General features: G+C 73.1%; 12 protein-coding genes. 7 read left to right on the top strand and 5 right to left on the bottom strand.

What is annotated here, in order from left to right:
• Positions 1-13: 13 nt before the first annotated feature.
• Positions 14-946: an outer membrane beta-barrel protein gene (locus WMF43_RS00125; RefSeq protein WP_437676456.1), complete on the bottom strand. Its 933-nt coding sequence runs from the start codon at positions 944-946 to the stop codon at positions 14-16.
• A 236-nt stretch (positions 947-1,182) separates the two neighbouring features.
• Between WMF43_RS00125 and WMF43_RS00120 the strand changes: the two genes are divergently transcribed.
• From WMF43_RS00120 to WMF43_RS00110, 3 genes are all read left to right on the top strand, one after another.
• Positions 1,183-2,382, top strand: a complete 1,200-nt coding sequence (locus WMF43_RS00120) for a class I SAM-dependent rRNA methyltransferase (RefSeq protein WP_437676455.1) — start codon at positions 1,183-1,185, stop codon at positions 2,380-2,382.
• Positions 2,383-2,401: 19 nt separating this feature from the next.
• The gene (locus tag WMF43_RS00115; protein ID WP_437676453.1) at positions 2,402-3,262 is read left to right on the top strand and encodes an HAD family hydrolase; all 861 of its coding nucleotides are present in this window, start codon (positions 2,402-2,404) and stop codon (positions 3,260-3,262) included.
• Positions 3,263-3,444: 182 nt separating this feature from the next.
• Positions 3,445-5,334, top strand: coding sequence for a serine/threonine-protein kinase (locus WMF43_RS00110; protein ID WP_437676451.1), 1,890 nt, complete (start codon positions 3,445-3,447; stop codon positions 5,332-5,334).
• Positions 5,335-5,402: 68 nt separating this feature from the next.
• Here the strand turns inward: WMF43_RS00110 and WMF43_RS00105 are convergent, their stop codons facing one another.
• The gene (locus WMF43_RS00105; protein WP_437676450.1) at positions 5,403-6,008 is read right to left on the bottom strand and encodes a zinc-ribbon domain containing protein; all 606 of its coding nucleotides are present in this window, start codon (positions 6,006-6,008) and stop codon (positions 5,403-5,405) included.
• Between the two features lie 398 nt (positions 6,009-6,406).
• Here WMF43_RS00105 and WMF43_RS00100 point away from each other — a divergent pair, with 398 nt between their 5' ends.
• From WMF43_RS00100 to WMF43_RS00090, 3 genes are read left to right on the top strand one after another with little or no spacing between them, the layout of a single operon-like run.
• Positions 6,407-7,819, top strand: coding sequence for a hypothetical protein (locus WMF43_RS00100; RefSeq protein WP_437676448.1), 1,413 nt, complete (start codon positions 6,407-6,409; stop codon positions 7,817-7,819).
• A 25-nt stretch (positions 7,820-7,844) separates the two neighbouring features.
• Positions 7,845-9,641 (top strand): ABC transporter ATP-binding protein, encoded by a 1,797-nt coding sequence (locus WMF43_RS00095; RefSeq protein WP_437676447.1) that lies wholly within the window; start codon positions 7,845-7,847, stop codon positions 9,639-9,641.
• Between the two features lie 47 nt (positions 9,642-9,688).
• Positions 9,689-11,662: an ABC transporter ATP-binding protein gene (locus WMF43_RS00090; RefSeq protein WP_437676446.1), complete on the top strand. Its 1,974-nt coding sequence runs from the start codon at positions 9,689-9,691 to the stop codon at positions 11,660-11,662.
• 43 nt (positions 11,663-11,705) lie between these two features.
• Here WMF43_RS00090 and WMF43_RS00085 read toward each other — a convergent pair whose 3' ends face one another.
• From WMF43_RS00085 to WMF43_RS00075, 3 genes are all read right to left on the bottom strand, one after another.
• Positions 11,706-12,113 carry a hypothetical protein gene (locus WMF43_RS00085; protein WP_437676444.1) on the bottom strand — a complete coding sequence of 136 codons (408 nt, stop codon included), beginning with the start codon at positions 12,111-12,113 and terminating at the stop codon, positions 11,706-11,708.
• A gap of 141 nt (positions 12,114-12,254) precedes the next feature.
• Positions 12,255-13,238, bottom strand: coding sequence for a porphobilinogen synthase (gene hemB / locus WMF43_RS00080; protein WP_437676442.1), 984 nt, complete (start codon positions 13,236-13,238; stop codon positions 12,255-12,257).
• A gap of 251 nt (positions 13,239-13,489) precedes the next feature.
• Positions 13,490-13,858, bottom strand: a complete 369-nt coding sequence (locus WMF43_RS00075; RefSeq protein WP_437676440.1) for a DUF4339 domain-containing protein — start codon at positions 13,856-13,858, stop codon at positions 13,490-13,492.
• Between the two features lie 110 nt (positions 13,859-13,968).
• Between WMF43_RS00075 and cobA the strand changes: the two genes are divergently transcribed.
• Positions 13,969-15,660, top strand: coding sequence for a uroporphyrinogen-III C-methyltransferase (cobA, locus tag WMF43_RS00070; RefSeq protein WP_437676438.1), 1,692 nt, complete (start codon positions 13,969-13,971; stop codon positions 15,658-15,660).
• Positions 15,661-15,790 lie beyond the last annotated feature (130 nt).

Genomic DNA, 15,790 nt, shown 5'->3' with positions numbered 1-15,790 from the left:
GACGGCGAACCGCTCACCAGTAGACGGTGAGCCCACCCCGGAAGAGCCCACCCCCCGAGGTGTCGGTCGTGCGACCGGTGTCGGGATCCCTGAACTCGGGAACGACGCCGTCATCCGTGCGGCTGCGCACGAAGCCGAGCGCGTCGATGTTCAGGGCGAGCCGGCGGGAGAGCCGGAACTCGAGGCCGATGCCGCCGTGCGCGCCGAAGTAGTCGTACTCCGCGTTCGGAGAGAACTCCTCGCCGGCCGCAGCGTTGCTCCAAGTCTGCTCGACGTCGGCGTGCGCTACGTGCAGGCCCCCCGTGAAGTAGAACTGGGTGCGGCTGCGCGGGTTCACGAACAGGATGCCGCTCAACGAGAGCGGCACCTCCGTCCGCTCGTGGCCGTTGTAGTCGGTGCCTCCGAGGAAGTCGGCGCCGAGGTCGAACGCAAACGCAGGGATCGGCCGGTAACGCAGGCTGATCCCGAAGCCGCCCATCCCGGCGTTCTCGGCCCCGCCGTGCTCCTCGCCCAGCATGAGGCCCTCCATCCGGAGGTTGACGCCCCACTGACGCCGCCAGCGCTTCTTCGGAGGCGCCGGCGGAACAGGCGGGGCCATGCGACGGACGATCACGCGGGGCGGCGGCGTGGCCCCGGGCGTCACGACGATTACCTGCGGCGGCGGCCCCGACGGTGTCTGGTAAATGACGACCGGCGGCTGAGCCCGCCGGCCTGCACGGGGGCGGGGCGGCGGGGCCGGAGGGGCCGGAGGCGGGGGCAGCACCTCGGCCGGGGCATCCTCCTCGGGGGCGGGGGCGGGCGGCGGCTCCCCGGCGCCGTCGCGAGGCGGCTCCACTTCCTCGCAAAACCACGCGCCGGGAGGACAGTTGGGGTTCTCCTGCGCGAGCGCGCTCAGCGGCACGGTCATCGCCACCGCAACAAGGGCATGGGTCAAGCAACGGCGCATCGGACGACTCCTCTTCGGTGCAGGGAAGTTAGCAACCGGGATGCCATCGACCATCTCGCTGGATTGTCGTCACCATGGCCACGAAGCACGCCGCCGTGCATCGGCCGCCACGGCGCGCTGTGGCGGAAGGTTCACACGCGCGCCGTTCCGCAGGGTACTAGCTCCGGCGGCAAACGTCACGGCAGGGCCGCCTCCGCGGGCGGCCCTGCCCACATCGAAAGCGATCGGATTCCATCATGCCCATCGTTACGTTGAAGCCCGGTCATGTTCGGCCCGTGTGGTCGGGGCATCCCTGGGTGTTCGCGCAGGCGATCGCGCGCATCGAGGGCGGCGCGGTGGCCGGCGACGAGGTCGTGGTCACCGACCCCTACGGCAGCGTGCTCGGTCGTGGGCTCTACACCCCGCGCTCGGCCATCCCGGTGCGCATGTACACGCGCGAGGACCGGCCGATCGACGCGGCCCTGTTCCGGCAGCGGATCGAGCGCGCCATCGCCCACCGCCGCGAGCTCGGCCTGCCCTCGCGCTCGCCCGGCCACGAGACCGACGCCTTCCGGCTCGTCCACGCGGAGGGGGACGGCCTGCCGGGGCTGATCGTCGATGTGTTCGGCGACGTGGTGGTCGTGCAGCTCGGGACGATCGGGGTCAAGCGCCGCGAGGGGGTGATCTTCGACGCGCTCCAGGCGGCGCTCTCGCCCCGCGCGATCGTGGACAGGACCCCGGAGGCGCTCGCGAAGCTCGAGGGGTTCACCGCCGACGCCGGCGTGGTGCGCGGCGACGCCGGGCTCGAGCAGCTCCGGTTCATGGAGCGAGGGCTGCGCTACGCGATCCCGCTCGCGCTCGGCCACAAGACCGGCTTCTACCTGGACCAGCGCACGCTGCGGACCCGCGTCGAGCAGCTCGCCCACAACCGGCGCGTGCTCGACGCGTTCTGCTTCGTCGGCACGTTCGCCATGGCGGCCGCCCGCGGCGGGGCGACCGAGGTGGTCGCCGTGGACGAGAGCGCGACGGCGATCGAGGTCGGGGCAGAGTGCGCGCGGGAGAACGGGCTGCTCGACCGGATCACCTTCACGCGCGACGACGCCCGCAAGGCGCTGCAGCGCGCGTCGAAGGACGGGGGCTTCGACCTCGTCCTCTGCGATCCTCCGAAGCTCGCGGGCACGCGCGCGTCGAAGGACGCGGCGCTCACCGCGTACCGGCGCCTCGCGGCGAGCGCGTGCCGCGCCACGCGCCCGGGCGGCATCCTCGTGCTCTGCTCCTGCTCGAGCGCCGTGAGCCTCGACGACCTCACCCGGGTGCTCGCGCTCGGCGCGCGCGAGGCGCGCATGCAGGCCGCGGTGTTCGATCGGCAATTCCAGGGCGGGGACCACCCCGTCCCCGCCGCCTTCCCCGAAGGGCTCTACCTGAAGAGCCTGATCGCGCGCCTCGACGCGCTCTGACGGCCGAGGCCGACCGCCCATGGAACCCCTGTCGCTGCTGCCCCACGACGCCGCCCGCGCCCTCGCCGGGGTGATCTTCGACCTCGACGACACCGTGCTGGATCACGGCGCGCTCACCGAGGCCGCGTACCGCGCGCTCTTCCGTCTTCGCGAGGCAGGGCTCACGTTGATCGCCTGCACCGGGCGCCCCGCCGGATGGGGCGAGGTGATCCTGCGGCAGTGGCCGCTCGACGCGGCGATCGCCGAGAACGGCGCCGTCGCGCTGGTGCGCGAGGCGGCCGCCCCCGTCGCCGGGGCCGAGCATCGAGGCGGGCCCCCGAAGGGGGCCAGCGCGGGCCGCATCGTCGCGCTCGACGGGCTGGATCGCGAGGTCCGGCGCGCCCGCCGCGCCGAGCTCGTCGCGCTCGCCGATGACATGGTGCGTCGATTTCCTGCGGCGGCGCTCGCGGACGACAACGATCAGCGAGTGACCGACGTTACCATCGACATCGGAGAGCACCGGCGTGTACCGTCCGGCGACGTGGCGCGGATGCGCGCCGATCTGCGCGCTCGCGGCGTGAGGACGCTGCTCTCGAGCGTCCACCTCCACCTCACCCGCGACCCTTCCGACAAGGCCACGGGCGTCGTGCGGCTGCTCTCGGAGCGGTTCGGAGAGGATCCGACCCGGGCACGTTACCGCTACGCCTTCGTGGGCGACAGCGGCAACGACGGCGTCGCCTTCGCCGCGTTCGCGTGGACCTTCGGGGTGGCCAACGTGCGCGCCCACCTCGGCAAGCTCTCGGTGCCGCCGCGGTTCGTGGCCTCCCACCCCATGGGGCGCGGGTTCGCCGAGATCGCCGGCCGGATCGCCGCGCTGCGGGGGAACGGGCCCGAGCCGTGAGCCCCTCGCGCAGCGTGCACAATCGCTGCGATCCGCCCCACACCTGGAGCGCGTAGCCTAGCCGCGGCACGCACAGGCGGAATAGGATCAGTCTTTCGGGAGGGCAATCCCTCCCAACCCTTTACAGGGGCGCGGGTTCTCGGGGACCATGACCTTGGTCCCTCGCCCGCCCGCGGCAGCAGATGGCGTTTCGACCCCCGACCCCCGGCCTCCTCGTCGACAACAAGTACCGCCTCGCGGAGCGCATCGGCGGGGGCGGCATGGGCGACGTGTTCCGGGCGGAGCACGTGCTCGCAGGGCGCGCCGTTGCGATCAAATTCCTGCACCCCGAGCTGGCGGACAACTCGGAGCTGTCCCACCGGTTCTTCCAGGAAGCGCAGGCGGTCAACCGGATCCGCCACCCGAACATCGTCGACGTGATCGACGCGGGCGTCGGCGAGCTCGGCCCCTACATCGTGATGGAGCACCTCGACGGCGAGTCGCTCGGCATGGCGCTCGCGCGCTTCGGCCGCCTCGACATGGAGGCCGCCGTCGGGGTCGCGATCCCCGTGCTCGAGGCGCTCGACGCCGCGCACCGCGCGGGGATCATCCACCGCGATCTCAAGCCCGAGAACATCTTCATCGCCTTCGATCCGAGCCGGAACTCGGCCGTCGTCCGCCTGCTCGATTTCGGCATCGCCAAGGTGCTCGACTCCGACGGCCCGTCGCCGCGGACGCGCACGGGCGTCGTGTTCGGCACGCCGGACTACCTGTCGCCGGAGCAGGCGACCGGGGAGTCGCCGCTCGACGGGCGCAGCGATCTCTTCTCGGTCGGCGTCCTGCTCTACGAGGTGCTCACGGGCACGCGGCCGTTCCGCGCGCCGACGGCCGTGGCGACGGCGTTCCGCGTCGTGCACGCGGAGGTGCCCACGCTCGCCTCGGCGGGGGTGACGGTCGACCCGCGGCTCGAGGCGATCGTGCAGCGGCTCTTGCAGAAGGATCCCGCGAAGCGCTTCCCGACCGCGGGCGACGTCGTCCGCGAGCTCGAGCGCGTCGCGCCGGATCCGCCGCGGCGCACGATGGCCCTCGGCCGGCTCATCAACGTGCAGCGGCGGATGGCCATGAGCCAGGGCTCCATCCCGGACAACGAGCGCGACCGCCAGTCGTCGTCGCGCGATCGATCGCGCGGCGGCACGTCGTTCGACGTGAACGCCTCGCCGCCGATGCGCATCCCGCCGCCGGTCGTCTCGGGCGCGCGCCCCACCGAGGCGCCGCCCGGCATGCGGCCGTCGGAGCCGGCGAAGCCCGCGCCCGGCGTGACGCTCTCGAGCGTGCTGCGGAGCCGGAGCCCCGAGCCCACGCTGCTCTCGCAGCGCGGCGAGTCGCTCCCGACCGTGCGCAGCGCCGACATCAGCATCAGGTCCGAGCCCACGGTGCGCAGCGCCGACCTGGGCGGCCTGATGAACCGCCAGCGCGAGACGAGGCGGCCCAACGTCACCCCGGTGCGGCCGCTGCCGGCGCGCTTCGCGGGCCAGTACCATGTGCGCGGCCCCGTCCTGCGGAGCGTCGATCGCACCATCGTCGACGAGTACGGGAGGAGCGCGCGCGACGAGGTCGTGTCGCAGATGCCGCTCCGCTACGCCGACGACTTCCGGCACGACTCGATCAACGCGCTCGTCGGGTACGACCTCGAGGCGCTCGACGCGTACATGGAGCTCGCGACCTCGCTCGTGCTGCGCGATCTCGAGCGCTGGCGCGACATCGGCCGGCTCGCCGTCGGCGGCGAGCTGCACAGCCTCGTGCGCACGCTGTTCGCCCGCCCGCTGACCGACATCGCGTCGCTCATGCGCCGCGGGACCTCGATCTGGTCGCGGCTCTTCACGTTCGGCTCGTGGCGCGTCGCGACCGGGCCGACGGGCAGGGTCACGCTGCACATCGGCGACTTCGACCCCGCGTCGCTGCCGCTCCGGCTGTGGGTCGTGGGGATGGTCGAGGAGACGGCGCGGCGCGCGTCCGGCGGCGGCGTGAAGGTCACGATCACGCTCGGCGAGCTCGGCTTCACCTCCGAGCTCGCCTGCGAGATCAGCCTCTGAGGAGGCGCGCGCGGCGCCTGGTGCTCACGCCGCGCACGGCGCGCGCGCCGTGCGTCATGGCGGGGAGCTCAGGAAGGTTTGCGCGCGCGGTAACACGCCTGGCAGAACACGTCGCGGCCCTCGACCGGCTTGAACGGGACCTCGCCCTCGGAGCCGCACGACTTGCAGGTGATCGAGAACATCGGACGGGTGCGCGGCGCGCGCGGCTGCGGCGCCGCGGCGCGGCTCGGCGCGACGGCGCGGCGCTCGCCGGCGAACGACGGCGCGCGGTAGTTGCCGTCGTCGCGGGCGGGCGCGCCGCCGCGCGGCCGCTGGTGGTAGTGGCTCGGCACCGTCCAGGCGGGCGTCAGCCCCGAGTACGCGTCCTGCATCGGGCTCCGGTACTCGTTCACGTCGCCGGTGTAGCGGGGCTTCTGCGGCCGTCCATCGCCGCGCGCGGCGCCGCGGAACCCCCCGGCGCTCCGGGCCGGGCCAGCGCGGTGGGGCTGGGCGGCGCGGGCCGGCGCGCCCTCGTGATCCCCTCGATTGTCCTTCCGTGCGCGGCGGCAAGTCCGGCACCGCTTCGGCGGGGCCGCGAGCTTCCGTTCGGCGTACACGGCGGCTTCTGCGGCCGAGAACAGGAACGACGTGCCGCAGCTCGCGCAGACAATGTGCTCGTCTCGATGCTGTTCCATGATTCCTCTTTCGTCAGGCCGACGGGCCTCGCAGGCTCACGGGCTCGGGTGCTTGGTGCTCGGGTGGCCTAGGTTGGAGAAGGCGACCAGAGCGCCCGGGAGCCGCCCCCGCTGCGCCGGAGCAGCGCGTATTATGCGGGGATCTGGATGAACTCGGTGGGATCGCCCTCTTCATGGGGCACGGGAGTGCCTACGGTGACATGGTTGTCTGGGCGGTCAAGCGTGCCCCGACCGCGCGTCTCCGGGATCGATCCCGGGGTCCATCGCGCCGTGTGGAGGATTTGATTTCGAGCCTCCTCAAGATACCATCCGCGCGACTTTCACCGGGAGCGCTGCGCCTCCCGCCACGGACCAACGGCCACACCCGCCCACGCCGCGCCTCGCGACCAGTCGAAGCAATGAGCCATCCCTCCCTGCACCTCACCGCTCGTGACTTCGACGCGTACGCCGCGGAGAAAGCGACCTCGAAGGCCTACTCGCGCCCCCGGCTCGAGGTGAAGCAGCGCGCGCTCGCCTGGGCGCGCGGCGTCGTCGCCCGGCTCGCCGAGCTCGGCATCTCGGTCGACGTGCACGGCTCCGACGAGCACCCGTCGATCCGCAACAAGCACCGGGCCGACTGCCAGTGGGTCTTCTTCTGGCGCGACCAGGCGGCGCGCGACGAGCTCGATCGCCTCCTCGATCGAGGCCGCTCGATCTCCGAGGCCATCGACGATCCGAGCCCGTTCACGCGGCACGCCTTCCTGGCGCTGCGCCTCTCCGAGGGCGAGGTCGAGGTGTGCTTCGCGGTGCACCCGGACGCGAAGGTCGACGTCGACAACCTCCGGGCGCGCCTCGCGGCGGCCGAGGCGGCGACGGGCGAGCACGCCTCGCCGCTCGCGGCCGAGCTGGCGAGCGCGCTGCACGCGCTGCCGGAGCAGTTCTCCTTCGGCGCCGGCGGCGGCGATCGCGTGGCCTGCAGCGCGGCCACGCCCGACGCGATCGCGGAGATGCTCCGCCGCGCCGCCGACGGGCAGGTGCCGCTCTGGATCGGCTGGTCCGTCGCGCGCGAGACTGCGATCGAGCACGCCGACATCCTCGACGAGCAGCTCGAGGACGCGATCGTCGCGCTCGCCCCCATCTACCGGCTGGTCGCGTGGTCGCGCGCGAACGATCACATCGCGCTCGACCGCAAGCTCGAGGGCATCGAGCAGGAGCGGGCGCGCGCCCACGCCGAGCTCGAGGCCGAGAACGAGCGGTGGCGCTCCGAGCAGGCCAGGGCGCGCGAGCGCTCGATGGAGCAGGCCAGGGCGCGCGGCGACGAGCGCGTCGAGGCCGCGCTCCCCGCGCGCCGGCCGACGCTGGCGACGTTGTTCAAGTCGACGAGCGGCCCCGGCGGCGGTCGCGGCGAGCCGCGGCCCGGGCCGAAGCACGCCGGCGACGTCGGCGCGCCGGTCCGGCGGGCGCAGCACGCCGACGCGGATCAGCACGCGAAGGCCGACGCCCCCCAGAGGCCCTCGGCCGAGCCCGCGCAGCGGGCGCAACGAGCGCCGTCGGGCGAGCCGGACGCCGCCGCGAAGGCCGCGACGGAGCCCGCGAAGGGCGGCGTGATCGAGAAGGGCAGCCGCGTCCGCGTCCGGCGAGGGCCCTTCGGCGACAAGGTCGGCGTCGTGAGCGAGCTCGACGGTCGAGGGGGGGCGAGGGTCCTGCTCGGCCTGCTCTCGACGCGGCTCGAGCTCGATGATCTCGAGCTCGTGATCGACGGCAAAGAACGCCCTGCCCTCTCCACATCGCACCGCAAGCCGCTCGCCCCGACGCCGCGCAAGGCGCGCTGAGCGTCGTCCGCGCGGCTCCCCTGCAATGGCCAAGCGCGATCCCTCAACCTACCCCGTCGAGCTCGGCGCTCAGTTCCGCGACAAGCTCCCGTTCTACCTCGCCGGCGCTGCGCTGCTCGCGGCGCAGCAGCTCCTCATGGCGAAGCGAGACTTCCTCGTGAAGGACGCCGTCGACGCCGCCGTGAAGCTCCAGTCGGGCGAGGCGTCGCGGGCGGCGCTCATCATGCTCGGGGTGAGCGTGAGCGCCGCGGTCATGCGGGTCTTCTCGCGGGTCACCATCTTCACGGCCGGCCGCAACGTCGAGTACGAGCTCCGGGCGATCCTGCTCGCGCGCCTGCACAAGCTGGGGCCCGCCTTCTTCCGCAAGATGGCGACCGGCGAGATCATGAGCCGGGCGACGAACGATCTGACGCAGGTCCGGCTGCTGCTCGGCTTCGGCCTGCTGAACGTCGTCGGCTCGCTCTTCGCCTTCTCGAGCGCCCTGTACGTCATGCTCAACATCTCGAGGGAGCTCACGGTGGCGGCGGTCGTCACGATGCCCCTGCTGATGCTCGTCACCCGGTCGTTCTCGACCAGGCTCTTCGTGCGCACGCGCGAGAACCAGGAGGCGATCGGCGCGATGAGCGACCGCGTCCTCGCGAGCCTCGCCGGGGTCAGGGTCGTCCGCTCGTTCGCGCTCGAGGCGTCCGAGATGGCCGCGTTCGCCGGCACGAACAAGGCCTACCTCGAGAAGAGCCTCTCCCTCGCCAAGCTGCGCGGCTCGATGGGGCCGCTCATGGGGGCGATCAGCTCGGTCGGCGTGCTCGTCGTCTTCTGGTACGGCGGCCAGCTCGTGCTGGACGGGCGGATGACGAAGGGCGACTTCGTCTCGTTCTGGCTCGCGCTGCTGCGGCTCACCTGGCCGATGCTCGCCCTCGGCTTCGTCGCCGCGATCGTCCAGCGCGGCCGCGCCGGGTACGCGCGGCTCAAGACGATCTTCGAGGCGATCCCCGAGGTCGTGAGCGGCCCGCTGCCCCGCCCCGAGGTCGTCCGCGGCGCCGTCACGGTCAAGGATCTGGCGTTCGCCTACGGCGCCCGGAAGGTGGTCGACGGGGTGAGCTTCGAGATCGAGGCCGGCCGCTCGCTCGCGATCGTGGGGCGCACCGGCTCGGGCAAGAGCACCATCGCCACCCTGCTCGCCCGGCTCATGCCGACGCCGCGCGGCGCCGTGTTCCTCGACGGCGTCGACATCTGCGATCTGCCCCTGGAGACGGTGCGCGAGAGCATCGGCTACGCGCAGCAGGACGCCTTCCTGTTCTCGACCACCGTCGCGCGCAACATCGGCTACTCGCTCGACGATCCCGACTCGCCGGCGTCGTGCGACGCCATCCGCGCCGCCGCGGCCGAGGCCGAGGTGCTGAACGAGGTGCTCTCGCTGCCGGACGGCTTCGACACCGTGGTCGGCGAGCGGGGCGTGCAGCTGTCCGGCGGTCAACGCCAGCGCGTCGCGCTCGCGCGCGCGCTCATCCGCGAGCCGAGCGTCCTCGTCCTCGACGATCCGCTCTCGGCCGTCGACGCGAAGACGGAGCAGGCCATCCTCGCGGCGATCGAGCGGCAGGCCGCGCGGCGGACCGTCATCCTGATCACGCACAGGGTCGCGGCCGCGCGGCGGTGCGACGCGATCATCGTGCTCGATCAGGGCAAGGTCTTGGAGCGCGGCACGCACGACGAGCTCGTCCGCGCCGGCGGGCTCTACGCGTCGTTCGCCGAGGAGCAGCAGCTCGAAGACGACCTCGCGACCTTCGAGGCGCTGCCGACCTCGCAGCGGATGGGGATCTCGTGACGCAATCGAGCGTGAGGCCGAGCGTGAGCTCGAGCGTGGAATCCAGCGTGGAATCCAGCGTGGGATCGAGCGTGGGGCCAAGCGCCGCGCAGCGCGCGGAGCCCGGCGGCGCGGCGGCTGCGGGCGAGGCGGCCGGGAGCCCGCCGCGGCCCTCGAAGCCGGCGCCGGCGCGGGGCTCCGGGGCGAAGGGCTCACGCCGCACCGAGGACGTGCTGAACCGCTTCCACGAGGAGGCGCAGCTCGGGGAGGCGTACGACGCGCGCATGCTGCTGCGGCTGTGGCCCTTCGTGCGGCCGCAGGGCAAGCACCTCGCGCTCTCGCTCGCGCTGCTCATCGTCACCGCCCTCCTGGCGCTGCTGCGGCCGCTCATCATGCGCGACGCGCTCGACTCCTTCGGCGCGCCGGGCGGGGCCGAGCTCCTCACGCGCTACGGCCTCCTGCTCACGGGCGTCATGCTCCTCGAGCAGTCGCTCGCGTTCCCGCAGCTCTACCTGATGCAGCTCGCCGGCGCGCGCGCGATGGCCGATCTGCGCGAGCGCGTCTTCGCCTTCCTGCACACCCGCCGCCTCGGGTTCTTCGATCGCACGCCGGTCGGCCGCCTCGTGACGCGGGTGACGAACGACGTCGACGCGGTCGGCGAGATGTTCGCGTCCGGCGCGCTCAACGCCTTCGGCGATCTCATCCGGCTCGCGGTCATCGTGGCGATCATGGTGTCGATGGACTGGCGCATGTCGCTGCTCGCCTTCGCCGCGGTGCCCCCCGTCGCCCTCGGCGTCAACTGGACGCGGCGGCGGATCCGCGACGCCTTCCGCGAGGTGCGGGCGAAGACGGCCAGGATGAACGCGTACCTCAACGAGCAGGTGTCCGGGATGGCCGTCGTGCAGGCCTACGCCCGGGAAGAGCGCTCGGCCGAGGAGTTCGACGAGATCAACGCGGCCTACCGCAGCGCGAACAACCGCTCCATCGTGCTCGACGCGACCCTCGACGCCGCCATCGAGATGGTCTCGAGCGTCTGCATCGCCGCGGTGCTCTGGTACGCCGGCGTGAAGAGCATCTCGGATCAGATCTCGTTCGGGACGCTCTTCGCCTTCGTCGCGTACATCGACATGTTCTTCGTCCCGATCCGCGATCTCTCGGCGCGGTACACGCTGCTGCAGTCCGCGATGGCGGGCGCGGAGCGCATCTTCGAGCTGCTCGACAACCGGGACGAGGACGCGACCGCGGCGCCGGCGGACCCGAGCTGTACCGGCGCGGCGATGGCCGCGGACGAGGCCGTCGCGTTCGAGCTCGATGACGTCGTGTTCGGCTACAAGCCGAGCGTGAACGTGCTGCGGCACGTCTCCATCGCGGCGAAGAGCGGCGAGAAGATCGCGCTGGTCGGCGCGACCGGCGCCGGCAAGAGCACCGTGGCGTCGCTGCTGCTCCGCCTCTACGACGTCGAGGAGGGCTGCGTCCGGGTCTTCGGCCGCGACGTCCGCGCGTACCCGCGCGACGAGCTCCGCCGCAAGTTCGCCGTTGTCCCGCAGGACGTGTTCCTGTTCCCCGGCACGGTGCTGACCAACATCGCGGCCGGCGATCCGACGCCCGATCGCGCGAAGGTGGTGAGCGCCCTGAGCCGCATCGGCGCCCTCGACCTCTTCGAGCGCCGTGAGCACGGGCTCGACGCCGTGGTGCTCGAGCGCGGCAGCAACTTCAGCGCGGGCGAGCGCCAGCTCATCGCCTTCGCCCGCGCCCTCTACCGCGACCCGCCGGTCCTCATCCTGGACGAGGCCACGGCCAACGTCGACAGCGACACCGAGGCCCGCCTCCAGCGCGCGCTCGAGGGCGCCATGGCGGGGCGCACCGCGCTGATCATCGCCCACCGCCTCTCGACGATCCGCGCCGTCGATCGGATCGTCGTCTTCCACAAGGGCTGCGTCGTCGAGCAAGGCACCCACGAGGACCTGCTCGCCGCCGACGGCGTCTACAGCAAGCTCTACCGCCTCCAGTTCGCGCGCCAGGCCGCGGCGACGCAGGCGTAGCGCGGCGGGTTGCGACGCCGCACGCCGCGCGCCGCGCGCCGCGCTACGGCGACGGGATCTCCTGGCGGCATCGCCCCGGCGCGCCCTCGTCCGCGGGAGGCGCCTCCTCGCCGCCGCCGTCGTCGCCGGCGGACGCGACGACCAGCAGCCAGTACTCCGAGCAGCTGCCGTTCACGACGATGATCGACTGCTCGTCGACGCAGCGCACCTCCGCCTGGTTGCCGGCCGCGTGCGCCACGGTGCCCGAGCGCGTGCCGTCGCGATCGAACGAGAGGTAGATCTCCACGGAGCGCGGGACCCTGCCGAGCTTGTGCCGGATGTCGTACCGCATCCCGCCGGGGAAGTAGAGGAGACCCTCCTCGGGACCGACCTCCCCGTCCCCGTCGTCGTCGCCGTCCCACGCCGAGCTCATGTACTCGCCGCCGACCGGCTCGCCGCCCGTGTAGGTCACGGGTGGATTCGCCTCGAGCGATCGATCACACGTGCTCGGCCCGCACCCCGTCGCGAGCGCGGCCAGCGCTCCCACAGCACACGCGGCGGCCCACCTCGCGCGCCGCGCAGCCGCGCCGTCTGCGCCGTGGCCCCGCATGGCTCAGCCGAGCCAGCGCGCCGCGTCGAGCGCGTGGTACGTCAGGATGAAATCCGCCCCGGCGCGCCGGATCGACGTGAGCAGCTCGAGCACCGCCCGCTTCTCGTCGATCATCCCGCGCTCCGCGGCCGCCTTGATCATCGCGTACTCGCCGCTGACGTTGTAGGCGCCGAGCGGCAGCGTCGTCGCCTCGCGCACGCGGGCGATGACGTCCAGGTAGGCGAGCGCCGGCTTGACCATGAGCATGTCGGCCCCCTCCTCCTCGTCGAGCGCCGCCTCGCGCAGGCCCTCGCGGGCGTTCGCGGGGTCCATCTGGTAGCCCGCCCGGTCCCCGAACTTGGGCGCGCAGTCGGCCGCCTCGCGGAACGGCCCGTAGAAGCCGGACGCGTACTTCACGGCGTAGGAGAGGATCGCCGTCCCCGTCAGCGACTCCTCGTCGAGGGCGCGCCGGAGGGCCGCGACGCGGCCGTCCATCATGTCGCTCGGCGCGACCACGTCGGCCCCCGCCTTGGCGTGGACCACCGCCGCCCGCGCGAGCACCCCCAGGGTGGCGTCGTTGTCGACGTCCACCGCGCCTGACGGGTCTTGCCGGAGCAGGCCGCAGTGGCCGTGGTCGGTGTACTCGTCCACGCAGACGTCCGTGATCACGAGCAGCTCCGGCACGGCGTCCTTCATCGCCTTCACCGCGCGTGGGACAGGTCCGTCCGCGTCGTAGGCGCTCGAGCCCGAGGCGTCCTTGGTCCGCGGGAGCCCGAACAGGAGCGCGCCGCCGACCCCGAGCTCCTTGCAGAGCCGCGCCTGCGCCGCAGCGGCGCTCACCGGCAGCTGCGAGACGCCCGGCATCGTCCCGATCGGGCGAGGCGCGTCGAGCACCTCGTTGAAGAAGAGGGGGAGGATGAAATCCCCCGGGTTGAGGGACGTCTCGCGCACCAGGGCGCGGATGGCGGGCGAACGCCGGAGCCTGCGCGGTCTCTTCGTGGGGAACACGGCGGCGGAGCATAGCAGCCCGTCGCCCGCTGGGGGCCGGCCCGGGCGACGCGCGAACGCCGTGGATCGCCGGCGCGCCGCGAATCGGCTAGGGTGCGCCCGATCGCCCGTATGAAACAGGCCTTCGCCCTCCCCTCGCCAGGCCGCCCCCGCTCCGCCGGGCCGGGCGCACCAGCGCGCCCGCGCCGCTCACGCCGCTCGCGCCGCTCACGCCGCTCACCCTGGACGCCGGCCGAGCGCGCCGACCTCGCTCACCGCGGCGCTGCGCCAGGTTGCCTGGCGGCGTGCCCCGGCGGCGCGTGGCGAGTCGAGGTCAACGGCTGGGTGGACGATGGCGGATCCACGTCGTCGTCATCGGATGGACAAGGCTCGTCCGGCCGCTGCGCGGGCGCCCCGGAGGCCACGACCGTGACCATTGCAATGTCGGAGAGCGGGCACCAGACGGTCCATGCGTCATTGCGGACGAAGCTGTCCAGCGGGACCATTCCACTTTCGATGCCGCGCGCGAGCTGGTCGAGGCTGACGGGCCCGACCGATTGCTCCCCGTTGCTGACGTACCACCGGTCTGGAAAGCCGCGCTCCGCGCTCAGCAGTTCATCGAACAGTTTCACAGATCTCATCGAATGGTCTCCAGAAACCGTCGGGCGTTGAATCGAGCGGGTGCGATTCTATACCTCTAACGCACCGGGTCAACCTAACCGCAGAATCGCTATGACAATCAACGTCTGCCATGAATGAACGAGAGAACGACGGCAGTTTGACGGCGCTGCCCGGGGGGTTCGACCCTTCCGACGGCGGCCACGGCGTCGCGCCCGCGTCGCTCGCTGGGGACGCGCCGGGCGCGGCCAGGCGGGGCGTCGTGTACCTCGTCGGCGCGGGCCCGGGGGATCCCGGGCTGTTCACGCTGCGCGGGGCGGAGCTCCTCGCCACGGCCGAGGTCGTGCTGCACGACGAGCTCGTCCATCCCGCGCTGCTGCGCGGGGTGCGGGAGGGCGCCGAGGTGCGCTCGGTGGGCAAGCGCGGCGGCGATCGCGTCCTGAAGGACGCGAAGCAGGCCGAGATCGACGCGGAGCTCGTCGCGCTCGGGCTCGCGGGCCGCAGCGTCGTCCGCCTGAAGGGCGGCGATCCGTTCCTGTTCGGGCGCGGCTCGGAGGAGGCGGAGGCGCTCGCGCGGGCCGGGGTGCCCTTCGAGGTCGTGCCGGGCGTGTGCTCTCCGCTCGGCGCGACGGCGTACGCCGGCATCTCGGTGACGCACCGGAACATCGCCTCCAGCGTGATGTTCGTCAGCGGCGTCACCCGGGCGGGCAGGCCCTTCGACTGGAGCGAGCTCGCCTCGGTGCGCGGAACCATCTGCGTCCTGATGGGCATGCAGGCGCTGGAGGCGGTGGTCGAGGGGCTGATCGGGCCGGGGCGCCGCGACCCGTCGACGCCGACCGCCGCGATCCAGTGGGGCACCCGCGCCGAGCAGCGCGTGGTCTCGGGCCGCCTCGACGAGCTGCCCCGCCGCGCGCGGGACGAGGGGCTGACGAGCCCGGCGGTGATCGTGGTCGGCGCCGTCACGGGCCTGCGCAACGCGCTGCGCTGGTTCGACCGGAAGCCGCTGTTCGGCAAGCGGGTGCTCGTGACCCGGCCGCGCCACCAGGCGCGCTCGACGTCGAGGCTGCTCCGCCTGCGGGGCGCCGAGGCGGTGGAGCTCGCGACCATCGAGATCCACCCGCCGCCCGACCCGGCGCGCGTGACCGAGGCGGCGCGCGGGCTGCGCCGCTACGACGCGGTCGTGTTCACGAGCGAGAACGGGGTGGCTTGCTTCTTCACGGAGCTCGACCGGCTCGGCCTCGACGCGCGCGCCTTCGGCGCGGCGCGCCTCGCCGCGATCGGCGTCGGGACCGCCGCGGCGCTCGCCGGGCGCGGCGTCCGGGCCGACATCGTCCCGAAGGAGTTCCGCGGGGAGGAGCTCGCGCAGGCCATCCTCGCCGACCCCGTGCTGGCCGACCGCCGGGGGGCGTCCTCGCCGGTCCGGGTCCTGATCCCGCGCGCGCTCGTGGCCCGCGAGGTGCTCCCCGAGCGGCTGCGCGCGGCCGGCTGCGAGGTCGACGTGGTGCCCGTCTACGAGACCCGCCCCGCGTCGGCCGAGCGCCGGGAGGAGCTGCTCCAGGCGCTGGACGCGGCGCAGATCGACGTCGTGCTGCTCACGTCGAGCAGCACCGTCGACAGCCTCTGCGACCTGCTCGGCGACGTCGCCCCGGCGCGGCTCGAGCGCGTGCTCGTCGCGAGCATCGGACCGATCACGACCGCGACGGCCGAGAAGCGAGGGCTCCGGGTCGGCGTGACCGCCGAGGTGAGCACCGTGCCGGGGCTCCTGGACGCGCTGGATCGCCATTTCGCTGCCGCCCAGCAGGCCGGCGCTGCCGCCGCCGGTTAGCCCCGGCGCTGCGCGACGCGCGGCGGGGCCAGCCCGCCGCGCAGCGAGATCCCGAGACAGAAGGCCTGGCGCCGCCGACCCAGCGCAGCAAAAGCTCGCGCTGCGCGGAGCAGCTCTTGTGAGGCCTATG

This window comes from Sorangium sp. So ce131 (assembly GCF_051519095.1).
In the GTDB taxonomy this organism is placed as follows: Bacteria; Myxococcota_A; Polyangia; order Polyangiales; family Polyangiaceae; genus Sorangium.
Note: the sequence above shows the minus strand (reverse complement) of the source record. Positions and strands in the feature narration are given on the sequence as shown.